Below are 23,472 nucleotides of genomic sequence, written 5' to 3'. Positions count from 1 at the left end.
TGCGTTCCTGCGCATGCCTGGACGGACGGCATGACGGCGACCATGGGGAGTTGACCGACGGCGGGGCGCTCGTGCTCGCCAAGCACGACAACGACGTCCACGGCAACCCCAAGACGTGCCGCACGACGAAGTTGTGCGGCGCCACCGCGCGAGCCGGCGCCGCGGCCTTCACCACTGAAGCCACGGTCGAGGCCCGCCTACCCGACGTCCACGGCAACCTCAGGGCGAGCGGACAGAAACCCAAGACGTCCCCACGAGAGCGGCGGTTCAGCGCTTGAGGAAGGCGGCCGTCGCGTTCAGCGCGCTCTGCGACGACCCCGCGTTCTCCACGAAGACGGCGAACGCCACGTTGCCCTGGTAGCCGACGAACCAGCCGTGCTCGGCGCCGCCGCCCGCCTCCGCGGTGCCGGTCTTGCCCGCCAGGCCGGGGATTCCCGCCAGTTGCCTGGCCGTTCCGGCGGTGACCACCTCGCGCATCATCGCCCGCAGCGGCCCGAGCACCGATGCCGGAGGGCCCGCCGCCACGTCGTTGGGGACCGGTGGTTTGCCGCGCAGCAGCGTCGGCGTGGGCTGCTTGCCGGAGACGACGGTGGCGGCCACCAGGGCCATGCCGAACGGGCTCGCCACCACGTTGCCCTGGCCGATGCTGTTCTCCACCTGCTGGTCGCCCGTCGCCGGTGGGACCTTGCCGGTGTTCGTGTCCGCGCCGGCGATCGTCCAGTCGGCGCCCAGGCCGAAGCGCTTCGCCATGTCCGGCAGGGCGTTGGGCGGGAGCTTGGCGCCCAGCTCGCCGAAGGTCGTGTTGCACGACAGGGCGAAGGCCGTGTGGAACGGCAGGCTGGCGTGGCCGAAGTCGGCGTTGCTGATGCGGCGGGTGCCGATCGTCGCCGTGGCGGGGCACGGCAGGGCGGTGTCGGGCCGGGTCAGGCCCGCGTTCAGGGCGGCGGCCGCGGTCACGATCTTCATCGTCGAGCCGGGGACGTAGCGGCCCACGAACGGGTTGGTGCCGGACAGCGCCCTGTTCTGCGCCACGGCGAGGATCTCGCTCGTGGAGGCCTCGACGGCGACGATCGCCGCTCCCCGGGGCAGGCCGTCCACCGCGGCCTGGGCCGCTGCCTGGCGGGCCGGGTCGATGGTGACGGTGATCTTCTCGCCGGCTTCCGGCTTCTTGCCGTCCAGCGCGGTGAAGGCGGTACCGGAGGCGATGCCCACCTCCCAGCCGTCGGTGCCCTTCAGGTCTCCCACCTGGCCGGTGATCGTGGTGAGCAGGCCGGCGGGAATCGTGCCCTGGACCAGCGGACTGCCGTCGCGGCCCAGCAGAGCGCCGTCGGCCACGGCCTTGCGGTAGGTCAGGGACGCGCCTTCGGTCAGCTGCGGGTGGATGACCGCCGGTGTCCAGCGGACCTTCCAGGCGCCGTCGACGCGGCGCATCGGGATGGTCACGTCGTACTTCAGCAAAGCCGAGTTCGGCATCGTCCAGGTCACGGAGGCGGCGATCTCCGCCGTGGTCGCGTCGGGTTTCGGCGGCTGCACCGCGGCCAGGCGGGCCTGGTAGGCCGACGTGCCCATGCCCGTCCTGGTGGCGGTCAGGGCCGGTGCCGCCACCGGTGGCGCGTCGGTCGCCGCGGCGGCCGACGCGGTGTCGGCGGAGAACGCCTTGTTCACGAACGACTGGGCCACCTGCGCCGGTGTCTCGACGGTCACGGGCCGCTCGCTCGACCCGGCCGATCCACCGCCCCAGAGCATCGCGCCCGCCACCCCGACTGTCGTCGCCGTGGCGAGCGCGCCGCCGACCAAGATCCACTTACGAGTTCTCGGCTCCACCATCGTCAAAATCCCCCCGGATCTCCGTGTTCCCCGGTGGGAGACTAACGCGGGACAGCTCGGCCGCCCCGCGGTTCGCCGTCATCCGAGCTGCGGGATGCGGGTTTGGTAGTGCCTGAGCAGGTCGGCGTTGGCAGCGTCGCCGCCCTCGACGTTCGCGCTGCGCCACAACGGCAGTTGCACACCGGTCTCGGCCGCCTTGTCGACGAGGCGGACCATCAGCAGGTTCCACAGGAACGCCGTGGCGATGGTGGAGATGGCCGCGGTGATCGGGGCCTGCGGCGGGTAGGTGGAGTCGCCGGGCGGGACGAGGTTGTCGAGGACCACGGTCGCGACCTCGGCCAGCGTCACGCCGGCCCGGCGGGGTGCCTGGGCGCTGGAGGCGGCGGAGGTGACCGCCACCACCGGGCAGCCGGAACCGGCGGCCTCCTGGGCGAGCTCGACCGGGTAGTGGTTGACGCCCGAGGTCGAGAAGACGAAGAGCACGTCGTGCGGCGCCAGGCCGGCTTCGCGCAGGACCTCGCTCGCGAGACCCGACCGGCGTTCGGCGGAGGTGCTGCTGATCGCGCCGTGCATCGGCAGCAGCTCGGGGTGGTAGACCGGGCGGACGCAGGCGAGGCCGCCTGCCCGGTAGAAGGTCTCGGCGACCGCTGCGAGCGAGTGCCCCGCGCCCGCGGTGAGGATGGTCCCGTCCGCCTGGACGGCGGCGAGCACGAGCTCGGCCACGTCGTCGAGCGCGGCCGCGTTGTGCTGTTCGACGCGGGTCAGGTGCGTGCGCACGAGGGTGCCGTAGTCGGACCCGGTCACGGTGTCGGTCGTCATGCGGGTCAGTAGTACCGGATCGCCGGGGGCGTCACCAGTAACCCGAGCGCCACGAACCCCGATACGCGCGATGCGAGGACAACTGCGCGCGGCGGACGGGGGTGGGTTTGACCAGAGGGCGGTTCTACACCTGGGTGGCTTTGACGGCGGTGTTCGCGGCCGCGGGTGCCACGCACATCGCACTGGCGGTGACCTACTCCGAGCTGTGGCCGGCGTGGGCGGCGCTGGCGCTGCTCGTCGTGGCCGCCGGGTGCGCCCGCGCGGCCGTGCACGTGCGTCCTTAGGGCGCGGCCGGGTGACCCGGCAGGTCCTCGGGGCGGTCCACGTCGGCACCGTCCGCCACGTCGGCGCAGTCGACGTGGCGGACGGTGTTCGCCCGCAGGTAGTCCCGCGCGCCCTGGTCGCCCGCCGCCGAGGCCACCACGCCGGGGAAGTGGTCCGAGCCGATCAGCACCGGGTGCCCCACCACGCCGTCGTAGACGGCCCGCGCCAGGGCTTTCGGCTCGGCGAGCGCCATCACCCGGCGCAGGGCGGCGACGGTGACGCCCGGTGTGTCCACGGGCAGCACCACGACCGCGTCGACGATGCCCACCGCGCGCAGACCCGTCCGCAGCGACGAGCCCATCCCGGTTTCCCAGTCGGGGTTGTCGACCACCCGGACGCCGTCCAAGCGGGCCTTGGCCCGCACTTCGCCTGCCCGCGCGCCGAGCACGACGACGACCGGGTCGCAGCCGGCGGCTTTCAGCAGTGCGGCCGCCGAGTCGGCGAACAGCTCGCCGTTCAGCGACACGAGGGCTTTCGGGGTGCCGAACCGGCGACCGGCCCCCGCAGCTAGCAGGAGGCCGGCCACGCGCATGCCCCGAACCTATCGCGTCCGGACCGCGCGTTCACGACGAGGACCGCCCTGCGCGGGCTAACCGGTCACGCGCGCGAGCTGGAAGCCCAGCGCCATCCGCGACCGGGTGCCGTACCGCTGTTGCAGCTGGGCCACCACGGCGCGCACCGTGCGGCTGCTCATGCCGAGCCGGGCGGCGACCTGGTGGTCGGTGGCACCCTCCAGCAGCAGTTCGACGATCTCCGCCTCCCGGCTCGACAGACCTGTCTCGTCGGGTCCGCCCTGCGGTGCGCGGGCGTCCGACCACATGAGCTCGAAGAGGTCGCCGTACGTGGTGGCGAGCGGGTTGCGCAGCAGCATCGCGCCCACGTTGAGGTCGTCCGCGGCGAGCGGCAGCACCGCGCTGCGGTCGTCGAAGACGAGCATGCACCGGGAGGGCTTGGCGAGCACCCGGACCGACATCCGGTGCCGTGGCCCCAGGTGCCGGGCGACGGTGGGGTCGAGCAGCAGGCGTCCGCGTTCGGTGGCGGTCGCCAGGTCGAGGAGAGCGCTGTCGAGACCACCCCGGCTCGACAGCACGACGCGTACGGACGTGCAGCGAACCAGGAGGTTCTCCAACACGCGCATGGCGGCGGTGCGGTCGTGCAGAAGCTCGACGAATTCGGTGCCGACTGCTGGAGATCGTCGCAACGACTCGCCTTTCTCCCGTGGTCCGACTGGAGTCATCATGCTGGCATTTGTCGTATCGGTTGTTCTAGCTCCATCCAGGCGATGTTTCGACGTCGAACGACTTTGAATTGTCGACAAATTCACCGGTGGTGAGTTTGCCATAGAAATCATTGATGGCCAGCAGCTCGTCATGCGTTCCCTGCGCGATCACCTCACCCGCGTGCAATACCACGACACGGTCGGCCTCGCGAATTGTCGACAACCGGTGCGCGATGACCAGCAATGCGCACTCCCGGGTCGCCTGCCGGATCGCCCGGTGCAGCGCCCGCTCGTTCACCGGGTCGAGGTGCGCTGTCGGTTCGTCGAGAAGGAGCAGCTCAGGGCGGGTGAGCAGGGCTCTGGCCAGTGCGATGCGCTGACGTTCCCCACCGGACAACGCGCGTCCGCGTTCGCCGAGCGGGGTGTCCAGGCCGGCGGGCAGCCGCGCCACGAGTTCGCCGATGTTGGCCAGTTCCAGCACCTCGCGAAGATCGTGGTCGGACGCGTCCGGCGCCGCGTACCGGAGATTGTCCCGCAGCGTGCCGTTGAGCACCGGCGAGTCCTGGTCGACCAGTGCGATTCGGCCACGCCATTGGTGGCGGGAAAACGTCCGGATGTCCACGCCGTTTGCCAGCAGCGCGCCCGAAGCGGGCTCGTAGAACCGCTCGATCAGGGAGAACAGCGTCGACTTGCCGGCACCGGACAGCCCGGCCAGGGCGACGTGCGAGCGCGGCTCGACGGTGAACGACACACCGCGCAGCACGGGGCGGTCGCGGTAGCGGAACCAGACGTCGCGGAACTCGAGGGCGAGCGGGGTCCGCCGGGGCACCGCGTCACCCGAGGCGTCCTCCACGGGCAACGACTGCGCCTCGGCGACCCTGCCGAGGGCGCCCATGCCCTTCTGCAGCAGCCCGACGCCCTGCAGCACCGAGGTGAAGGGGATCACCAGGTAGGTGGCGTAGAGCAGGAACGCCATCAGGTCGCCGACCGACGCCGCGTCCTTCGCCACCCGCGTGCCACCGACCAGCAGCACGACGAGCAGCGAGCCGCGCATGGCCAGCTCGACGGCCGGGCTCATCACGGACGTGATCCGCGCGGCCCGCACGCCGGCGGCACACGCCTGCTCGGCGCGCCGCCCGATCAGTTCCTCCTCGCGTTCCTCGGCGCGGCAGGCGCGCACGGTGCGCAACGCTCCGAGCGCGCGCTCCAGGTCGGCTGTCATGTCACCGACCCCGCGCTGCATCTGCTCACCCGCCGCCCGCAGCCTGCCGAGCAGCGAGTACACGACCAGGGCCGCGACGACGACCGTCCCCATGACCCACGCGAACAGCACCGGGTCGATCAGCAGCATCAGCACGACGGTGCCCGCGCCGGTGAGCGTGCCGGTGATGAGCTGGACCGACGCGGTGGAGACCACCTCGCGCAGCACCGTCGTGTCGGTGCCGACCCGCGACATCAGGTCGCCGACCCGGTGCTCGTCGAACTCCTTCATGCGCAACCGGAGCAGCCGCGCCACGAGCCGGCGGCGCACGCCGAGAACGACCCGTTCTCCCGTGCGCTCCAACAGGAACAGCCCGACGCCGTCGACGCACGCCTGCACCGCGAACAACGCCGCCATCGCCACGGGCAGCTCCCACGGCACGGAAGCCGTCGAGGCCGCGTCGACGGCCTGGCGCAGCAACTGCGGTTGCAGCAGACCGAGCCCGGCCGCCACCAGCGTCGCCGTGACGGCCACCGCGAGCGGGCGAACGTGCCCGGAGGCCAGCCGGAACAGGTCGAGCGTTCTCATACCGTCATCAGCGGCCGGAAGTACTGCGCGGGCACGTTCTCGTCGACCGGCACGCCGTCCGCCTCGACCCACGCGTGCGCCCCGAACGGTGGCATGACCCGGACGCCGGCGCACCACGTCGGCCAGGTGCCGGACATCCGGCTCAGCACCACCACGGCCACGGACCTCGGCAGGCACCCCTGCGGGCCGAGGCAGCGCAGGCTCACCGCGAGCACCGCGTCCCGCGCCGCCTTGGCGCTCTCGTAGCCGGCGGGCCGGGCACCGCGGCGCAGGACACCGAGCACCTGGCGCAGCCGGCGCGGGGTGAGCTTCGCCAGCGGGATCGCGACGGCGACCGCGAGCCGGGCGGCGACCCGGCGGCCGAACGGGACACCGGCCGGGCGGGTCAGCGAGCTCGGGGTGGTCACGCCGTCACCAGCCCGGCCGTGCGCAACCCCGCCACCAGCACCGACACGTCCTCGCGCGCCCGCGCCTCGTCGACGTCGTAGGCGGAGGTCAGCGCGGTGACGGCGGCGTCCTCGTCGGCCCCGTCGAGCAAGGCCCGCACCACGACCACGCCGGTCGGGTTGAGCTGCCAGTAGTGCCCGGTGCGCTCGTCGAGCAGCACCTGGCCGTAGTCGGTGTCCGCCACCGAGATGTCATCGCGCAGCCGCATGGTCCGCTCCCTGGTCGAGGCTGCGCAGCCACACCTCGCAGCCGATCGTCGAGTACAAGATCGCCGAGCGCAGTTCGGGGGTGTCCGGCCGCAGCGCGAGCTCGGTCAGCCTGCGCCGGTCGACCAGCCCGAGCTCGGCGAGCTTCGAGCCCTCCCACAGCTCGACGAGGTCACCGCGGTGCCGGCGCAGACCCGCGGAGGCCTCCAGCGACGCCTGCGCCTTGTTCGTGCGCGCCAGGCAGTCGTCCGGCACGATCCCGCGCATCGCCTCGGTGAGCACGGGCTTGTAGCGCCACGGCGTCACGCGCTGCGCCGGCCGCACCGAGAGGCAGGCCTCGATCACCCGGTCGTCCAGGAACGGCGACTGGATCGGCAGCCCGGCACGCGCGCTCATCTGCTCCCACTGCCGGATGATCCGGCAGGAGGACAGGATGGGCTCCAGATCACCGTGCTCACCTCGGGTGCGCCCCAGCGGCTCCGCTGTCCGCGCGGCCTCCCGCAGCGCGTCGCGGGCGAGCGCGTGCGCCTCGGGGGTCACCCAGTCGAACAGGCGCGGCCCGCTGCCCCAGCTGAGCATCCCGGTCACGGTCGGCTCCCGTCCGGCGCGGAGGTCGTCCGCCTCGTCCGCGAGCCACGCCCGGTAGGACCGCGAGTCGGCCAGCGCCGCGATCATCGGCCGCAGCGGCCAGTGGAACAACGCCCGGAAGGCCCGGAGCTGGCGGAGCGCGAACAACGGCCGGCTGCGCAGCAGCGAGTGGTAGTGCGCCTCGGAGCACCAGGCGACGTGGTCACCGCCGATGCCGGTCAGCCGGACCCGGCAGCCCTTGTCCGCCAAGCCGTTCAGGTCTTCGAGCAACCGCTGGCGGTCCATCACCCCGATGGTCGGCTCGTCCATCGGGTCGTCCACTCCCAGCAGGTTCTCGTACACCAGCGGGATCCGTTCGGCCGGCCACACGACGTGCTCGACCGCGGGCAGGTGCGCCGCCGCCCGCCGCGCCCACGCGACGTCCTCGTCGACCGGGTCGAGCGAGGGCCACGTGCTGGCCACCACCCGCGCCGGCGAGCGGGCCGCGAGGAACGTGATCGACGTGGAGTCGAGCCCACCGGACAGGTCGCACGCGACGGTCCCGCCCCGGCGCGTGCGCACGTCGACGGCCCGCGTGAGAGCGTCCGCGATCAGGGGAGCGGACTCGGCGAGGCCGCGCACCGGTTCCGGTGCGTGCCACCACCGGGTCGTCCGTGCGCGGTCGCCGTCCAGCAGCAGTGCGCTTCCCGGCGGCACGCACTCCACGCCGCGCCACATCGTCCGCTCCAGCAACGGGTGCGGCGTGGGGAACAGCAACCGCACGGCGAGGCTCTGCTCGTCGAGCGGCGCCCCGCCCAGCACGTCGGCCCGGTCGGCCGCGACGACGACACCGCCGATCCTGCGGTGGAACACCAGCCGCAGCCCGGACGCCGTGCCCTGGACCCGGCACCGCCCGCCCAGCGAGGCGACGAGGTGGAAGCTGCCCGCGAGCGTCCTCGCGAGCTCGTCGAGGTGGGCGAGGTCGCGCAACCCGAAGGCCGCGCGTTCCAGCTCCACGGCGCTGACCGGGCACCAGCCGATCACCGCCAGCCGCACGTCGCCCACCGCCGCGGCGGTGATCTCGTCGTCGCTCCAGCGGCCGACGAGCCACGGACGTCCCGACGCGTGGGTGAGCGTCTTCGGCGCACCAGTGCGACGGGCCACGGCGAGCGCGGCCTCGTGGTCGGGTAGGACCACGAAGTGCGCCTCGCCATGACCCTGCGAGCCTTGGTCAGGCATCGGCTGCGCGGTGGTGTCGCGTCAGTTCTTGCTGAGGATCAGCCGGTCGTTGCCCGACCTGCCGAGCAGGCCCGTCTGCGCTTCGAACGAGCCGAGGTCGATCAGCTGCGGGGTCTCGTACATGGTTCGCACCTCTCCTTGAGGGGATCTTCGGTCAGCGCGCGCAAACCGAACGTAACGAGAGGACCGAACCGGTGACCAGGCGAAACGGCTTCCGCTTCCGGCAGTTGCCGCAAGCGGAAAACGGGTTTAGGCGAGGTGCTCGAGGAGAAGTGAGCTCGTCGCCTCCGGCACCTCCTCGGGAATCCAGTGGCTCACGTCCTCGACCATCTCGAACCGGTACGCGCCCGTGCACCACTTCTCGGTCTCGAACGCGGCCACCGACCCGAACGCCACGTCCTCGGTGCTCCACACGTACATGGTCTTGACGCCCACCGCGTCCGCCGCGCCCTGCGGCTTGCCCGCGCGGTACCAGTTGAGGGCGGCGGTGAGCGCGCCCGGCTCGCTCAGGCGCTGGACGTACTCGTCGACGTGCGACTGCCGCACCCGGTACTCGAACATCTGCCGCAGCGCGTGCGCGTTGTTGTCGAGCATCCGCTTCTCGGTGCTGCGCTCGCGCCAGTCGAGCATGTACTGCGACCGCATCCGCTGTTCCTCGTCGGTCTGCAGCGCGGTCTTCAGCGCCGCGGGGTGCGGGGTGGAGAACACCGACAGCGTCCGCAGCCGGTCCGGGTGCTCGATCGCCGTCCACCAGGCGACGGCGCCGCCCCAGTCGTGGCCGACGAGGTCGAAGGTGGACCAGCCGAGCGCGTCCGCCATCGCGATCACGTCACCGACCAGGTGCGTCACCGAGTACTCGGACGCCTGCTCCGGCCGCACGCCGGGGGAGTAGCCGCGCTGGTCGGGGGCGACGGCGCGGAAGCCGTTCACGCCGAGCACCGCCACCTGGTGCTCCCACTCGATGGCGGCCTCGGGAAAACCGTGCAGCAGCAACACCGGGCGGCCGTCCTCGGGGCCGGCCGCGATGGCGTCGAAGGTGCCGGTCGCGGTCTTGATGCTGAGGTGCTCGATCACGGGTGCGAACCCTACTGCTTGAGTTCCCGCGAGACGTCCCGTGCAGATGTAGCCGGGTACGCCCGCAGTTCGTCCATGATGTGACCCGACTCCCAAGGGGTGAGCCGAAAGCCGTGTCGTCACGAACAACGGGCGTGCATCCGCATGTCGACGTGCTGAAACCGCCGGCCGGTACGAACGCCGTCGTGCTCGTGCTGCACGGCGGCCGGGAGCGCGGCACCGAACCCGTCCGGCGTCACAACCTCGCGTACCTGCGGATGGTTCCCGTGGCCCGCGCGTTGCGCGCACCCGGTGTCGAGGTCTGGAACCTGCGCTACCGGGTGCGCGGCTGGAACGCGCCCGTCCTCGACCCGGTGGAGGACGCGCGGTGGGCGTTGGACGAGATCGCCGGGGTTCGCCCGGGAGCACCGGTCGTGCTCGTCGGGCACTCGATGGGAGGCCGGGCCGCGGTGCGGGTCGCCGGCCACCCGAGCGTCATCGCGGTGTGCGCGCTCGCGCCGTGGATCGTGCCCGGCGAGCCGTTCGAGCAGCTCAGGGGCAGGTCGTTGCTGATCGCCCACGGCGACCGGGAGCGGACGACCGACCCCGCCAGGTCGCTGTGGTTCGCGCGGCAGGCGAAGACCGTGACGGACCGGGTCGCGCGGTTCTCGGTCGTGGGCGACGGCCACGCGATGCTCAGGCGGGCGGGGGACTGGACGCGGCTCGTCGTCGACTTCGTCCACGGAGAGCTCGGGCTCCGGCCGATGGCGCCGGACATCGCGAAGGCCATGCGGGAGGCCTCGCCGCGTGGCCTCGACGTGCCGTTGGCGGCGTCGCGCCGCTGAGGTCGCTCCCGGACTGGGCCATTCGGACCACGTTCTCCCCCGGAAGGGTGCTGCTTCCCCCACCCGGCTGGACTTCGTGGTCCTCTTGCAAGCAGGCGGTATCAAACGGCTCGCTGCGTTCTCTACTTCAGTGAAGCCCCTAGTGTCGCTGTAGTGGAGGAGGTCGCGGGATGGTGCAGACCACAGCCGTGCGGTCCGGTGGCGGTGTCGCGGTCCTCTCGCCCGCAGAAGACGTGGGGGCCAGGAACTCGCCAGCGCCCGTGCGCCGCCGGGTGCGCCGGGCGCCGGTCTCCAGCCAGTGGCTCGCCGAAGCCGAGTTCACCGATCTCGTCGACGCCGCCCTGGACGGGGAGAGACGGGCGGTCGAGCACCTGCTCGGCCGGATCCAGCCGCTGATCGTGCGCTACTGCCGCGCGCGGGTCGGTGGCCGCGAACGCACGCTCGTGTCAGCCGAGGACATCGCGCAGGAGGTCTGCGTGGCGGTGGTCGGCGCGCTGTCCAAGTACCGCTACGAGCCGGGCTCGTTCCTGGCCTTCGTCTACGGCATCGCCGCGCACAAGGTCGCCGACGCCCGCCGCCGCGCCGTCCGCAACCGCGCCGAGGTCGTGCCGGAGCTGCCGGACTGCCCGTCGCTCGAGGACGGCCCGGAGCAGCACGCCGTCAACGGCGAGATGATGGCGCAGGTCTCCCGGTTGCTGCACAAGCTGCCGCCACGCCAGCGCGAGATCCTCGTGCTGCGGGTGGCCGTCGGCCTGTCCGCCGAGGAGGTCGCGCTGGCCGTCGGGTCGACGCCGGGCGCCGTGCGCGTGGCCCAGCACCGCGCGCTCACCCGGATGCGGGAGATGATCGCGGAAGAGGGCTAGCGAGGTCCGAGAACCTCGCGGCCACGGCGGTGACCAGCACCAGCGCCCCGAGCACGAGCAACGCCGCGCCACCGCCGGTCAGGCTCGCCAGGAACCCTCCGAGCACCGGCGCGAGCGGGGTCAGCACCCGGCTGGCCAAGGTCGTGATGCCGTCCAGGCGGCCCATCATGTCCTCGGGGACCATTTCGGTGTACAGCGCGGAGACCACCACGTTGATCAACGGCGTGACGACGGCCGTGACCGCCAGAGGCACGAACGGCCAGAAGACACCGAACGGCAGTGCCATCGCGGTGGTGCACAGCCCGAAGACCACGAGCACCACGACGATCAGCTTGCCGGGAGCGAGCGTGACCCGGACGGCGAGCAGCGATCCGAGGACCCCGCCCACGCCGATGCCCGCGAACACCACGCCGGTGTCGAGCGCCGTGCCACCGCGTTCGCCCACCAGCACGATCACCGGCAGCAGCGTGGCACCGCCGAGCAGGTTGAGCACCAGGAACACACCGGTGAGGTTGCGCAGGCCCTTCTGCCGCCAGAGCCAGGCGCCCGCTTCCTTGACGTCGTGCCGCATCTTCTGGCGTGGGCGTTGTTCAGTCCGCGCAGGGATCTTGGCGAACCACGCGCAGACTGCCGCCACGGCGAACGTGATCGCATCGACGACGAAGGGCACCGCCCGTCCGGCGGCCATCAGGAGCGCGCCCAGCGGTGGCCCGGCGACCCGTGCCGCGTGGCCGCGCGCCTCCTCCTGCGCGTAGGCGGTCCTGAGCTGCTCCTTCGGCACCACGGCCTGGATCGCGGTCGTGCGCGCGGGGGTGGAGAACGCCGTGCACACCCCGTCGACGGCCGCCAGCACGAGGAAGACGGCGATGTGGGCGCGGCCGGTGAGGACCGCGGCGGCCAGCGCGGCCGCGGCGCCCGCCTGGACCACCTGGCTCCACACCAGCACGGCCCTGCGGTCCCAGCGGTCGACCTGCACCCCGGCCGGCACCAGCGCGACGATCATCGCGGTCGCCCGCGCCCCGGCGACCACGCCGGCCCAGAACGGCGACCCGGTGAGCGCGATGATCAGCAGCGGTGCCGCGAGCGCGGTGACCGCGGTACCGAGCTGCGAGACGGCTCCGCCGGACCACAACAGCTGGAACTGGACGTTTTTCCTGAGCGGAACCCCCATGACCGTCGTTTCTAACGCATGACCGCCCGGTCGGGGTGGCAAAGTTCACGCATGGCTGATCCCGACTACGACGTTCTGCTGACGGGCACCGTCTTCCTCGACATCATCTTCACCGGCCTGCCCCGCCCACCGGCCGCGGGAACCGAGGTGTGGGCCGACGGGCTCGGGTCGTGCCCCGGCGGGATCGCGAACCTCGCGGTGGCGTTGCGCCGGCTGGAGCTCAAGACCGCGCTGGCGGCGGCGTTCGGCGAGGACGCGTACGGCGACTTCTGCTGGGACGTGCTGGCCGACCAGGAGGGCGTCGACCTGTCCTACTGCCGCCGGTTCTACGGCTGGCACTCGCCGGTGACCGTCTCCATGGCGATGGAACGCGACCGTTCGATGGTCACGCACGGGCACAAGGCGCCGGTGATCGCGGACGATCTCTTCAACCCACCGCCCTCGGCGAGGGCGTGCTTCGTGCACATCCAAGCCGAGGACGAGCAATGGGTCCGCACGGCGAAGGACAACGGCGCGAAGCTCTTCGCCGACATCGGCTGGGACCGCACCGGCGCGTGGTCGCCGGAGCTGTTGCGACGCCTTGACGGTTATGACGTGTTCCTCCCGAATCATGTGGAGGCGCAGGGGTACACGCGCACCGACACCCCGGAGGCGGCGGCGCGCAAGCTCGCCGAGCACGTGCCGGTGGTGGTCGTCACACGGGGAGGCGGGGGAGCGGTCGCGGTCGACAGCGCCACCGGCGAATGCGTGGACGTGCCGGGGCTCAACGTCGCGCAGCTCGACGCGACTGGTGCGGGAGACGTGTTTGGCGCGGGGTTCGTGATGGGCACTCTGGCCGCGTGGCCGCTGGAGCACCGGGTGCGTTTCGCGAACCTGTGCGCCGCGCTGTCCGTGCAGCACTTCGGCGGTTCGCTGTCGGCTCCCGGCTGGGGCGACATCGCGGTCTGGTGGCGGACGGTGAGCAGGCGGCCCGATGAAGAACTGTCGCGCTACGGGTTCCTCGACGACGTGCTGCCCGACCACGCGGGCGTCGAGGTGCGCAGGGCCAGCCCGACGATCGGCCTGCGGTTGCTCCGGTAGGTTGAAAGCAGTCGATCAGCGGACGCAACCTCACGGGCCTCTCGCGCGACTTAATACGTAGGGAATCTCTGGGGTTTGTCCGGAAGGAGTCGCGGGTTGTTCGCCGCACGCGCGTCAGGCTTGGTCAAGTTGCTGGGGTTGTGCCTGACGGCGGGTGTGCTCCTCGCCGCGATGGTGTTCCCGTTCGTCGGAGGTCTCGGTCTCGCGTCCAACCGCGCGGCCGACACCGTCGACCAGACGTCGGGAGATCTCGCGAAGGGTGAGCTGCCACTCGTCACGACGATTCAGGACATGAACGGCGAGCCGATCGCCTACCTGTACGACCAGTACCGGGTTCCGCTGGAGTCGCAGCAGATCTCGGACACGATGAAGGCCGCGATCCTCGCGATCGAGGACAAGCGCTTCTACGACCACCAGGGCGTCGACTGGCAGGGCATCGCCCGTGCCGCCGCCAAGGCCGGTGTGGACGGTGGCGCGACGCAGGGCGCGTCGACGCTCACGCAGCAGTACGTGAAGAACTACATGGCGTTCGTGCTCGGCGCCGACAACGAGCAGGCGGCCTGGGAGAAGGCCACCGAGGCGACCATCGGCCGGAAGATGCGCGAGGCGCGCGTGGCGCTGCAGCTCGAGCAGCAGATGACGAAGGAAGAGATCCTCACCGGCTACCTCAACATCGTGCCGCTGGGCAACCAGACCTACGGCGTCGGTGCCGCGGCCAAGGCCTACTTCAAGACGACCGCCGACAAGCTGACCGTCCCGCAGGCCGCGCTGCTGGCCGCGATCGCGAACCGCCCGTCGTCGCTCAACCCCGGCGCCGCACCGGAGAAGGCGCTGGAGCGTCGCAACGTCGTCATCGACAAGATGCGCGAGAACGGCGCGTTCGGCACCGACCAGGCCGAGGCGGAGAAGAAGGCCGAGGAGTACAAGGCCGCGCCGCTGGGCGTCGTCGAGGACCTGCAGATCCTGCCCAAGGGCTGCGTCGGCGCCGGTGACGGCCCGATCTACGGCTTCTTCTGCTCCTACCTGCTCGACTACCTGCGCCAGGCGGGCATCACGAACAAGGAGCTGCAGCGCGGCGGCCTGACCATCAAGACCACGCTCGACCCGAAGGCCACCAGGGCCGCGAAGCAGTCGGCCGAGCAGCAGGTGCCGAAGACCCAGGACGGCATCTCGAACGTCATGTCCGTCGTCGAGCCGGGCAAGGACAAGCACCGCGTGCGCGCCCTCGTCGCCTCCCGCGACTACGGCAACAAGGCCGAGCTCGGCCAGGTCGCCCGCCCCGTGCCCGCCGAGGTGCTCCCGTTCGGCCCCGGCTCGGTGAACAAGGTCTTCACCGCCGCCGCGGCCCTGGAGAAGAACATCACGGGCATCGACAGGTCGATCGACGTCCCCGCCGTTTACTACTCGCGCGTCTACCCGAACGGCGGCGCGCCGTGGAAGGTCGAGAACGCGGGCAAGTACGGCGAGAAGATGACGCTGACCCAGGCCCTCGCGCAGTCCCCGAACACGGGCTTCGTGATCCTGCAGGAGCAGACGGGCCTCCACAGCGTCGTCGACATGGCCTACCGCCTGGGCATGCGCGAGACCCTGCAGGGCGTGAACCGCGCCGGCGAGCCGCTGAAGAGCGACAAGTCCAACGGCCCGTCCCAGGGCGACTGGACGAAGCAGAACAACGCGGGCTCCTACACCCTCGGCCCCGGCGCCACCAGCGTCCTGGAGCTGGCCAACGTCGCCGCGACCATCGTCTCCAGCGGCACCTGGTGCCCGCCGTCGCCGGTCGAGAAGGTCCTCGACCGCTACGGCAAGGAAATGCCGCTCAAGGAAGCGCGGTGCGAGCAGGCCGTGGAGCCCGACCTGGCCAACTCCCTGGCCCAGGGCATGTCCCAGGACACCACCGGCTCGGGCACGGCGGCCACCGCGGCCTCCGCCTCCGGCTGGAACCGCCCGGCCATCGGCAAGACCGGCACCACCGAGGAGCACAAGTCGGTCGCCTTCATGGCCGCGACCCCGCAGTACGCGGGCGCCGTCATGACCTACGCCGACGGCAACCGCCCCGAGGTGATCTGCGCGAACCCGATCCGCTTCTGCCCCGGCAGCTCGCAGGGCGTGTTCGGTGGCCAGGTCGCCGCGCCGACGTGGTTCAACGCGATGAAGGTGATCCACGAGGGGCTGCCGGTGGCACCGCTGCCGCCCGCCGCCGCGAGGTACAGGTAAGTCGGACCGGGTGACACCAGGCCTGGTCTGGTGAGGCAGGTCGAAGCGTGGGCCGTCGGACGCCGAGTGCGTCCGGCGGCCTTGTGCTGTGGAGCGGGGGTCACCGCCTTCGGTGGTGGCGGTGGAGCGGGGGTCACGGCCTTCGGTGGTGGTGCCGGGGGAGTCGGGTCACCGCCTTCGTCGGTGCCGGTGGAGTGGGGGCACCGCCTCGGGGCACGTGCGTTCGACAGCGCCGCAGGCTGACGCAGGGGTCCCCTCGGGTTTCGGGCCCCCCGCGACCCAACTTAGTCCGCAGGTCCGACACTTCCGGTGATCTTCGCTCTCGACGGCAGTGGTCCGGAGCAGTGCGTCAGGACACCTGACGCGACAAGTCAGTCCGGAGAGCGGCCACGCCGGGCGCCCCCAACCGCGCCGGTGACCCATTCGCCGGAACCGGCGCCCGAGCGAGCCGCCTCCTGCGCCGCGCCACCGCGAGCCGGCCCGCGCCACCGCAACAGAGCAACCAACGGGCCGCCCATCGCAGCGAGTCAGCCCTGAAAATCCAACGGCCCCAAACCCAACCCTCACCTGCCCCGCGAAACCTTTCACGATAAAGCGACTGACCAGTACAAACGCTAAGACGGGGATTGGTCCAAACCGAGGTAACCGAGCCCTGAACTGATCAGCTACGCAGAGTGACAAACAGTGGGCCTAATCACCCGAACGCCCACTTCGCTTGCCTCTGGCCGTGACGCGAGGTTACGTTCTGCGCCGCATGTCACGGTTCGATAACTGCAAGGACACGGAACGCCTCCCGAAGCGGTCCAGTCCACCACCGGGCCCCCGAAGCCCGCAGCCAGGCCCCCCGATGCCAGGCGAAGCGCGGTTAGCCGAACTCCCCCGAGTGCATGGAGGCAGTTTTGGCACGGCATCGAGCGAAGGGCCCCCTGGTCGACGTGATCACCAGAGTGGACCTGGACCGCAAGAAGGCCGTTGCGGCGGTGGTCGCCGCGGGCGCCCTCGCCGGCGCCGGTTTCGCCCAGGCGATGACCACGGTCTCGCCGGTCGACCGCATCGTCCCCATCGCGGCGACCAAGAACCTGGCCGCGGCGATGACCGCGCAGCCGCAGGAGCCGCAGACGATCCACTCGCTGGACACCAGCGCCGAGACGCGCAAGCTGTTGCAGGCCGAGCAGATCCAGGCGCAGTTCCACGTCCGCGAGGCGCTGAGGTCCGCGGAGGGCGCGTACGCCAAGCGCCAGGAGGCCGAGCAGGCGCGTGTCGCGGCCGAGCAGGCGCGGATCGCGGCCGAGCGGGCGCGGATCGCGGCTGAGGAAGAGGCGAAGCGGCCCCAGTGCGTCCGGCCCGCCGAGGGGTCGTTCACGTCCGGGTTCGGCGCTCGCTGGGGCACCAGCCACAACGGCGTCGACATCGCGAACGCCATCGGCACGCCGATCGTCGCCGTCATGGACGGCACCGTCGTCGAGGCGGGGCCCGCGTCCGGGTTCGGGCTGTGGGTTCGCGTGCAGCACGCGGACGGCACGATCACCGTCTATGGGCACATGAACACCATCGACGTGCCGCAGGGCGCGGCGGTCAAGGCCGGGCAGCAGATCGCGACGATCGGCAACCGCGGCCAGTCGACCGGACCCCACCTGCACTTCGAGGTGTGGGCCGACGGTGGGCAGAAGGTCAACCCGGTGGGCTGGCTCGCGGCCCGCGGCGTGACGCTCTAGCGCCTGGAACGTTTCGAAAAGTAGTCGAACAGCCACGAAGAGTGGCGATAGTCTCCGTTCACGTCGTCCGGCACCGGGCCCGGCGACGTGGGAACGGGGAGTCGAGCCAGTGATCCACCGCAGTCCCGTGCCGGCGGAGCCCTCGAGCCGTGCCGCCGGGGAGGTCCCGCGCCGGCCGCCCGAGGGCGGTGCCGCGTGAAGGTCCTGATCACCGGCGGCGCCAAGGGGCTGGGCAGGGCGTTCAGCGAGGTCCTCGGCGCACAGGGCCACCAGCTCGTCCTCACCGGCCGCGACGAGCGGGCGCTCGGCCTCGCGCGGGCCGAGCTCAGGGCCGCGGGGGTGGACGTCGAGACGCACGTCGCGGACCTCGCCGACCCCCGCGCGACGCCGAAGGTGATCGAGCACCTCGGCGGGATCGACGTGCTGGTCAACAACGGCGCGCTCGGCGGACCGGTCGGGCCGACCTGGCAGGTCGACGAGACCGAGTGGTGGCACGCGGTCGAGGTCAACCTGCGCGGCACCGCGTCCGCCGCCAACGCCGCGATCCGCGCGATGACGCGCGGCCGGATCATCAACGTGGTCAGCAACGCGGGCGTGCACCGATGGCCCTACGTCACGGCGTACTCGGTGTCGAAGGCGGCCGTGGTCAAGCTGACCGAGAACCTCGCGATCGAGCTGAAGGACCGCCCGATCGCCGTGCTGAGCTACGACCCGGGAATGGTCGACATCGGTTTGATGCGCCGTGGTGCCGGCACCTGTTCCGACGATCCGCACGTGCAACGGATCGCGCGCTGGGTCAGAAGCCAGCGCGCCGGCGGAAAGTTCACCCCGGTGGAGCAGTCCGCCGATCTCCTGGCCCGAATCGTGCGCGGGGAGTTCGACCACCTCTCCGGTGGCCTGGTCACGCCGGCGGATGCCTGAAAACGTCTTCACTGTCAACGGGTAACAAGTACGGCCACGCGTGTGAACGAGGACGAGATACATCTTCTCGTAGTGCGTTAGGCCCTTTCTCGTTGACAGGTCAACGGGGATCGTCGCGAGAGGCCCCCCAGTCCCCAGGAGGCGTCGTGCCTGTCGGAACTTCCTCTGCTGCCCTGAACCTGGCCTCTGCTCTCGATCCCGCGGACCTCGAGCTGGCCAGAAGTCCACTCCGCGTGGAACTGCCGGACGACGTGCGGGAGCGGGTGGCGCGCTGCCGCCGGTTCGTGCTCGGCTTCAACGGCACCGGCCGCGCGATCTACGGCGTCACAACGGGTTTCGGCCCGATGGTCGAGTTCGCGGGCCGTGCGGACAGCGCTGCCCAGAACGACAACACGATCTTCCACCTCATCGTCGGGCACGGTGAGCTGCTGCCGCCCGCCGTCGCCCGCGCGGCCGTGCTGGCGCGGTTGTTCTCCTTGGCCCAGGGGCGTTCCGGTGTCTCGGAAGAGGTCGTGACGTCCCTGATCGCCATGCTGGGCACCGAGTTCGCGCCCGCGGTGCCCCGGCTGGGCTCGCTCGGTGCGAGCGGTGACCTCCAGCCGCTGGCCTACGTCGCGCACGCGTTGCGCGGCAACGGCGACGCGTTCTTCCGCGGGCAGCTCATGCCCGCGGGCGAGGCCCTGGACAAGGCGGGCCTGACGACGCTGCGGCTCGACGGGCGCGATGCGCTCGCGGTGGTCAACGGCACCTCGGTGACGTCCGCGGCGCTCGGACTCGCTGTCGCGCAGGCGATCCGGGCGCGCCACATCGCGGAGCTGCTGTCCGCTCTGCTGACCGACGTGCTCGGCTGCGGCCAGGAGTTCACGTCCGTCGGGCTGCTGGCCGCGTTCGGGCACCCGGACGTCGCGGACACCGGTGCCTCCCTGCGCACCTGGCTCGCGGGCAGCACGCCGTCCGGCGCGCGCCCGTTGCAGGAGTCCTACAGCATCCGGTGCACGCCACAGCTGATCGGCGCGGCCGGCACCAGCGTGCGGCACGCGGAGGAGGTCGTGCGCCGCGACCTCAACGGGGTGAGCGACAACCCGTTGTTCTTCCCGGAGACCGGGGAGGTCGTCCACGGCGGCAACTTCTTCGGCCAGCCCAGCGCCTTCGCGGCCGATCAGCTCAACGTCGCCCTGGTGCAGCTCGGCAACCTGGCCGAACGCCAGCTCGACCTGCTGGTCGACCCCCACCGCACCAACGGTCTGCCGCCGATGCTCAGCCCGCAGCCCGGCCAGCACCACGCGATCCAGGGCGTGCAGCTCGGCGCGACCGCGACGCTCGCCTCGATGCGCCGCGCCGCCACGCCCGCCTCGATGCAGAGCCTGCCGACGAACCTGCACAACCAGGACGTCGTCCCGCTGGGTACGCAGGCCGCGCTGACGGCGCTGGACCAGGCGCGGTTGCTGCGCTACCTGCACGCCGCGGTCGCGCTCGGCCTGCGCCAGGCCGTGCACGTCGGCGCGCGCCGCCCGCAGGCGCCGTTGCTCGCGGAGGTGTTCGACCGCATCGCCGCCGAGGTACCGCCGATCGTGGAGGACCGGCCGCTCGACACCGCGCTCGGCACGATCGCGGACCTCCTCGACGTCATCGGGTCCGAAGTGGAGGGTGCGCGGTGAGCGCTCCGGTCTGCCCGCCCGCGTGGGGGCACACCCGAGTCGGTCTGCCCGTTCTGCGCATGCCGTCACCCGGCGCGGACCTCATTCCGTGCGCGAACGGTTGTCATGACATCCCGATCGACATCAGCACCCCCGAGGACCCAGTGGAGCGCGCCGTGCACCGGTGGTTTCTCGGCCACCACGGCGCATTCCTGGTGTGGAGGTTCATCGCCTCTTCACTCGACCGGGTAATACGCGAGCGCAATTCGCAATCGACGCATCTCGCTGCGCTGGGATATGACGCGTACACGGTGATGCTCGCTTATTCGGGCAGTTGTTCGCGCGAGGTGTACGAGGACGTCATCAGGCCGATGATGGCGGCTTTCGACCCGGCGTTCAGCGGGCGGTGGGCACGTGACTACGAACCACTGCCCGACCTGCTGCGCCGGGCCCGCGCGGCGCTGGGGCCGGTGGCGGCCGCGCCGCTCACCGCCGCGAGCAAGGCGAACCTGGCCGCCCACGTGGAGGTCATGCGCCGGCTCGTGCCCGGCGGCGCCTCGCTGCTGCGCGAGTCGGGACGGGCCCGCGTGCCCACCACCGACGCCGAGCGCGCGCGGTTCGACGAGTTCTTCCTCGTCAGCCGGGAGAACGCGTGCGTCAGCCGCTATCGCGCCCACCGCGCCGCCGTTCTGTCCGCGATCGGTCATGACCTCGCGAAACACCCGCTGCGACCCGAGTACCGCGACACACTCAGGAGGTTGCTCACCCGACTATGAGAGAGGACCGCGCGTGAACGACTTCAAGACCGTGGTCATGACCCCGCAGATCTACCGCTACGTGCGCAGACAGGCGGGCAGACCCACCGCCGCGCAGGAGAAGCTGATCGCCCGCACCGCCGGGCTCGGCGCCTCGGCGGAGATGCAGATCCCGCACGAGCAGGCCGTGCTGCTGTCCCTGCTGGCCAAGCTGATCGGCGCGCGGACCGTGGTCGAGGTGGGCACCTACACCGGGTACTCCACGCTCGCGTTCGCGCTGGCGCTCCCGCCGCACGGCAAGGTCATCACCTGCGACGTCTCCGCCGAGTGGACGACGATCGCCGAGGAGGCGTGGCAGGCGGCCGGGGTGCGGGACCGGATCGACCTGCGCCTCGGCGCGGCCGCGCAGACGCTCGCGGACCTGCCGGAGGAACCGGTCGTCGACCTGGTCTTCATCGACGCGGACAAGGCCGGGTACGCCCGCTATTGGGACCTGCTCGTGCCGCGGGTCCGCCAAGGCGGCCTGCTGCTCGCCGACAACACCCTTTACGGCGGGGAAGCCGCAGCCGAGGAGCCGGAGGGCAACGCCGCCGCCATCGACGCGTTCAACACCTTCGTGCTGAACGACCCGCGGGTGGAGTCGGTGCTGGTGCCGATCGCGGACGGCATGACCGTGGCGCGGAAGAAGTAGGTCCGCCCAGGAGTGCGGTTGTGGGCATACCGACCGGTCGGTAGGGTGTCCTCCAAGTCGCTGACCTGGAGGCGTTCATGGCTCGATGGGGAATCACGCTGCCGCTGATCGGCGTGCCGGTGCTGGAGCACCGCGCGCTGGTGTCCGAGCTCGCCGGGCTCGGCTACACGGACGTGTGGTCGGCCGAGACGACCGGCACGGACGCGTTCACGCCGCTGGCGCTCGCCGCCCAGTGGTCCGGCGAACTGCGCTTCGGCCCGGCCATCGCGCCCGTCTACACGCGCGGGCCCGCCACGCTGGCGATGACCGCGGCGACGCTCGCCGAGGTGACCGGCGGCCGGTTCGTGCTGGGCATCGGCTCGTCCTCGCCCGCGATCGTCGAGCGCTGGAACGCGATCCCGTTCACCGAGCCGTTCAAGCGGACCCGCGACACGCTGCGCTTCCTGAAGGCCGCGCTGGCCGGCGAGAAGGTCAGCGCCGACTACGACACGTTCTCCGTCAAGGGCTTCAAGCTGGAGCGCCCGCCCGCCGCGAAGGTGCCGATCATGCTCGCGGCGCTGCGACCGAACATGCTGCGCCTGGCCGGTCGCGAGGCCGACGGAGCGATCACCAACTGGCTCGCCGCCTCCGACGTGCCGAAGGTGCGCGAGGAGCTCGGCGCGGAGTCCGAGCTGGCCGCGCGGATCTTCGTCTGCCCGACCGAGGACGCCGACGCGGCGCGGGCACTGGGGCGCATGCTCATCAGCACCTACCTGACCGTTCCCGCGTACGCGGCGTTCCACGACTGGCTGGGCCGCGGCGAGGCGCTGCGCCCGATGCACGAGGCGTGGGCGGCCGGCGACCGCAAGGCCGCGTCGAAGTCCATCCCGGACGAGGTCGTGGACGCGCTCGTCGTGCACGGACCGGTCGACGAGTGCCGTGCGCGCGTTGCCGAGTACCAGGCGCAGGGCGTGGACACGCCCATCATCGCCCTGCTTCCGACCGGCGGTGACCAGGTCGAGCAGGTGCGCGCGCTGGCGCCGAAGGGCTGACCGTGCCCGGCGCGACCGAGCAGAAGATCATCGACGCGGCCGTGCGCCTGTTCGCGGCGCAGGGCTACGACGCGACGTCGGTGCAGGAGATCGTCGCGGCCGCCGAGGTGACCAAGGGCGCGCTGTACCACTACTTCCGCTCGAAGGACGACCTGCTCTTCGAGATCTACCGGCTGCTCATCACCGCCCAGTCCGCCGACATGGACCGGATCATCGGCCTCGGCCTGCCCGTGGCCGAGACGGTGCGCGAGATCCTGGTGTCGCTCGTCGTCTCGACCGCCGAACGGGTCGACGAGACGGCCGTCTTCGTCCGCGAGCTGCACCGGCTCGGCGAGGAGCGGATGACCGACTTCCGCGCCGAGCGCCGCCGCTACCACGAGACGTTCCTCGCGGTGATCGAGAAGGGCCAGGCGGACGGTGACTTCAGCTCGGCCGTGCCCGCGGACACGGTCGTGCGGATCGCGTTCGGCGTCGTGAACCAGCTACCCATGTGGTACCGGCCCGACGGGGAGAAGACCCCTGCCCGGCTCGCGGGGGAGATCGCGGACTTCGTGCTGGCCGGCCTGCGGTAGCGGGGAGGACGGCCAGCCGGGGGTGCCGAGGTCACGGGCGCCGCAGCGCCGCCAGGGCCTTGTCCGCGTGCGCGGTCATGGAGAACTCGCTCTTGATCACCTCGATGACCTCGCGGCCGGTGCCGATCACGAACGTGTGCCGCTTGAGCGGGGTCGGCCCGAACCGCCGCCGCACGCCGTACCGCTGCGCGACCTCGCCCCCGGCGTCGGAGAGCAGCGGGTAGTCGAAGCCGTTCACCTCGGCGAACTGCTTCTGCTTCGCCACGTCGTCCATCGAGATGCCGACCCGCTGCGCCCCCGCCTGCGCGAACTCGGCGGCGAGGTCGCGGAAGTGGCAGCTCTCGGCCGTGCAGCCGGACGTCATCGCGCCGGGGTAGAAGAACAGCACGACCGGTCCGCTCTCGAGCAGCGTGGAGAGTGTGCGGTCGGTGCCGTCCTGGTCGGGCAGCGTGAAGTCGGGGGCGAGGTCGCCTGGCTTCATGGATCT

General features: G+C 71.5%; 25 protein-coding genes. 13 read left to right on the top strand and 12 right to left on the bottom strand.

Annotation, left to right across the window (positions count from 1 at the left end):
• Nucleotides 1–50 precede the first annotated feature (50 nt).
• Nucleotides 51–278, top strand: a complete 228-nt coding sequence (locus BMW88_RS26440; RefSeq protein ID WP_089955223.1) for a hypothetical protein — start codon at nucleotides 51–53, stop codon at nucleotides 276–278.
• Here the strand turns inward: BMW88_RS26440 and BMW88_RS26435 are convergent.
• Together BMW88_RS26435 and BMW88_RS26430 are read right to left on the bottom strand one after the other, a co-directional pair.
• The gene (locus BMW88_RS26435) at nucleotides 268–1,827 is read right to left on the bottom strand and encodes a penicillin-binding transpeptidase domain-containing protein (RefSeq protein WP_089955220.1); all 1,560 of its coding nucleotides are present in this window, start codon (nucleotides 1,825–1,827) and stop codon (nucleotides 268–270) included. The genes BMW88_RS26440 and BMW88_RS26435 overlap by 11 nt on opposite strands.
• 78 nt (nucleotides 1,828–1,905) lie before the next feature.
• Nucleotides 1,906–2,646: an SIS domain-containing protein gene (locus tag BMW88_RS26430; protein WP_089955219.1), complete on the bottom strand. Its 741-nt coding sequence runs from the start codon at nucleotides 2,644–2,646 to the stop codon at nucleotides 1,906–1,908.
• A gap of 107 nt (nucleotides 2,647–2,753) precedes the next feature.
• On the opposite strand from BMW88_RS26430, the gene BMW88_RS42135 reads away from it, so the two are divergent.
• On the top strand, nucleotides 2,754–2,930 hold the full coding sequence (locus tag BMW88_RS42135; RefSeq protein WP_177221336.1) for a hypothetical protein: 177 nt from the start codon (nucleotides 2,754–2,756) through the stop codon (nucleotides 2,928–2,930).
• Here the strand turns inward: BMW88_RS42135 and BMW88_RS26420 are convergent.
• The 8 genes from BMW88_RS26420 to BMW88_RS26390 form a co-directional block, all read right to left on the bottom strand.
• The gene (locus tag BMW88_RS26420) at nucleotides 2,927–3,502 is read right to left on the bottom strand and encodes a nucleotidyltransferase family protein (protein ID WP_089955215.1); all 576 of its coding nucleotides are present in this window, start codon (nucleotides 3,500–3,502) and stop codon (nucleotides 2,927–2,929) included. The genes BMW88_RS42135 and BMW88_RS26420 overlap by 4 nt on opposite strands.
• Nucleotides 3,503–3,559: 57 nt before the next feature.
• Nucleotides 3,560–4,210, bottom strand: coding sequence for a helix-turn-helix transcriptional regulator (locus BMW88_RS26415; RefSeq protein WP_177221335.1), 651 nt, complete (start codon nucleotides 4,208–4,210; stop codon nucleotides 3,560–3,562).
• A 25-nt stretch (nucleotides 4,211–4,235) separates the two neighbouring features.
• On the bottom strand, nucleotides 4,236–5,978 hold the full coding sequence (locus BMW88_RS26410; RefSeq protein WP_089955209.1) for an ABC transporter ATP-binding protein: 1,743 nt from the start codon (nucleotides 5,976–5,978) through the stop codon (nucleotides 4,236–4,238).
• Complete coding sequence (locus tag BMW88_RS26405; protein ID WP_089955207.1) at nucleotides 5,975–6,385, bottom strand: lasso peptide biosynthesis B2 protein; 411 nt, start codon at nucleotides 6,383–6,385, stop codon at nucleotides 5,975–5,977. The genes BMW88_RS26410 and BMW88_RS26405 overlap by 4 nt, the downstream gene beginning before the upstream one ends.
• Nucleotides 6,382–6,633 carry a lasso peptide biosynthesis PqqD family chaperone gene (locus tag BMW88_RS26400; protein ID WP_089955204.1) on the bottom strand — a complete coding sequence of 84 codons (252 nt, stop codon included), beginning with the start codon at nucleotides 6,631–6,633 and terminating at the stop codon, nucleotides 6,382–6,384. The genes BMW88_RS26405 and BMW88_RS26400 overlap by 4 nt, the downstream gene beginning before the upstream one ends.
• The gene (locus BMW88_RS26395) at nucleotides 6,617–8,437 is read right to left on the bottom strand and encodes a lasso peptide isopeptide bond-forming cyclase (RefSeq protein WP_089955202.1); all 1,821 of its coding nucleotides are present in this window, start codon (nucleotides 8,435–8,437) and stop codon (nucleotides 6,617–6,619) included. Before BMW88_RS26395 ends, BMW88_RS26400 begins: the two co-directional genes overlap by 17 nt.
• A gap of 21 nt (nucleotides 8,438–8,458) precedes the next feature.
• Nucleotides 8,459–8,560: a keywimysin-related RiPP gene (locus tag BMW88_RS41135; RefSeq protein ID WP_218148218.1), complete on the bottom strand. Its 102-nt coding sequence runs from the start codon at nucleotides 8,558–8,560 to the stop codon at nucleotides 8,459–8,461.
• Between the two features lie 126 nt (nucleotides 8,561–8,686).
• Nucleotides 8,687–9,511, bottom strand: a complete 825-nt coding sequence (locus BMW88_RS26390; RefSeq protein WP_089955200.1) for an alpha/beta fold hydrolase — start codon at nucleotides 9,509–9,511, stop codon at nucleotides 8,687–8,689.
• Nucleotides 9,512–9,663: 152 nt separating this feature from the next.
• Between BMW88_RS26390 and BMW88_RS26385 the strand changes: the two genes are divergently transcribed.
• The gene (locus tag BMW88_RS26385) at nucleotides 9,664–10,335 is read left to right on the top strand and encodes an alpha/beta hydrolase (RefSeq protein WP_245778062.1); all 672 of its coding nucleotides are present in this window, start codon (nucleotides 9,664–9,666) and stop codon (nucleotides 10,333–10,335) included.
• Between the two features lie 170 nt (nucleotides 10,336–10,505).
• Nucleotides 10,506–11,198 carry an RNA polymerase sigma factor ShbA gene (gene shbA / locus BMW88_RS26380; RefSeq protein ID WP_089955196.1) on the top strand — a complete coding sequence of 231 codons (693 nt, stop codon included), beginning with the start codon at nucleotides 10,506–10,508 and terminating at the stop codon, nucleotides 11,196–11,198.
• On the opposite strand, the gene BMW88_RS26375 is transcribed toward shbA, so the two are convergent.
• Nucleotides 11,161–12,369: an MFS transporter gene (locus BMW88_RS26375; protein ID WP_089955193.1), complete on the bottom strand. Its 1,209-nt coding sequence runs from the start codon at nucleotides 12,367–12,369 to the stop codon at nucleotides 11,161–11,163. The two genes, shbA and BMW88_RS26375, sit on opposite strands and share 38 nt — an antisense overlap.
• A 51-nt stretch (nucleotides 12,370–12,420) precedes the next feature.
• Between BMW88_RS26375 and BMW88_RS26370 the strand changes: the two genes are divergently transcribed.
• The 9 genes from BMW88_RS26370 to BMW88_RS26330 all read left to right on the top strand — a co-directional run bounded on the left by BMW88_RS26370 (nucleotide 12,421) and on the right by BMW88_RS26330 (nucleotide 22,985).
• The gene (locus BMW88_RS26370; RefSeq protein WP_089955190.1) at nucleotides 12,421–13,449 is read left to right on the top strand and encodes a carbohydrate kinase family protein; all 1,029 of its coding nucleotides are present in this window, start codon (nucleotides 12,421–12,423) and stop codon (nucleotides 13,447–13,449) included.
• 96 nt (nucleotides 13,450–13,545) lie between these two features.
• Nucleotides 13,546–15,663 carry a transglycosylase domain-containing protein gene (locus tag BMW88_RS26365; RefSeq protein ID WP_245778061.1) on the top strand — a complete coding sequence of 706 codons (2,118 nt, stop codon included), beginning with the start codon at nucleotides 13,546–13,548 and terminating at the stop codon, nucleotides 15,661–15,663.
• Between the two features lie 935 nt (nucleotides 15,664–16,598).
• Nucleotides 16,599–17,378: a M23 family metallopeptidase gene (locus tag BMW88_RS26360; protein WP_245778060.1), complete on the top strand. Its 780-nt coding sequence runs from the start codon at nucleotides 16,599–16,601 to the stop codon at nucleotides 17,376–17,378.
• 195 nt (nucleotides 17,379–17,573) lie between these two features.
• On the top strand, nucleotides 17,574–18,299 hold the full coding sequence (locus tag BMW88_RS26355) for an SDR family NAD(P)-dependent oxidoreductase (protein WP_089955185.1): 726 nt from the start codon (nucleotides 17,574–17,576) through the stop codon (nucleotides 18,297–18,299).
• Between the two features lie 146 nt (nucleotides 18,300–18,445).
• Nucleotides 18,446–19,957: an HAL/PAL/TAL family ammonia-lyase gene (locus BMW88_RS26350; RefSeq protein WP_089955183.1), complete on the top strand. Its 1,512-nt coding sequence runs from the start codon at nucleotides 18,446–18,448 to the stop codon at nucleotides 19,955–19,957.
• Nucleotides 19,958–20,112: 155 nt separating this feature from the next.
• A complete protein-coding gene (locus BMW88_RS26345; protein ID WP_143116249.1) occupies nucleotides 20,113–20,712 on the top strand; it encodes a hypothetical protein in 600 nt (199 codons plus the stop codon).
• 13 nt (nucleotides 20,713–20,725) lie between these two features.
• Nucleotides 20,726–21,382 (top strand): O-methyltransferase, encoded by a 657-nt coding sequence (locus BMW88_RS26340; protein ID WP_245778059.1) that lies wholly within the window; start codon nucleotides 20,726–20,728, stop codon nucleotides 21,380–21,382.
• Between the two features lie 77 nt (nucleotides 21,383–21,459).
• Nucleotides 21,460–22,413, top strand: a complete 954-nt coding sequence (locus BMW88_RS26335) for an LLM class F420-dependent oxidoreductase (RefSeq protein ID WP_089955179.1) — start codon at nucleotides 21,460–21,462, stop codon at nucleotides 22,411–22,413.
• Between the two features lie 2 nt (nucleotides 22,414–22,415).
• Nucleotides 22,416–22,985, top strand: coding sequence for a TetR/AcrR family transcriptional regulator (locus BMW88_RS26330; RefSeq protein ID WP_218148216.1), 570 nt, complete (start codon nucleotides 22,416–22,418; stop codon nucleotides 22,983–22,985).
• 31 nt (nucleotides 22,986–23,016) lie between these two features.
• Here the strand turns inward: BMW88_RS26330 and BMW88_RS26325 are convergent, their stop codons facing one another.
• The gene (locus BMW88_RS26325; protein ID WP_089955174.1) at nucleotides 23,017–23,466 is read right to left on the bottom strand and encodes a peroxiredoxin; all 450 of its coding nucleotides are present in this window, start codon (nucleotides 23,464–23,466) and stop codon (nucleotides 23,017–23,019) included.
• Between the last annotated feature and the right edge of the window lie 6 nt (nucleotides 23,467–23,472).

Source organism: Lentzea xinjiangensis, from assembly GCF_900110955.1.
GTDB lineage: Bacteria > Actinomycetota > Actinomycetes > Mycobacteriales > Pseudonocardiaceae > Lentzea > Lentzea xinjiangensis.
This window is presented reverse-complemented; position numbering and strand designations above follow the sequence as displayed.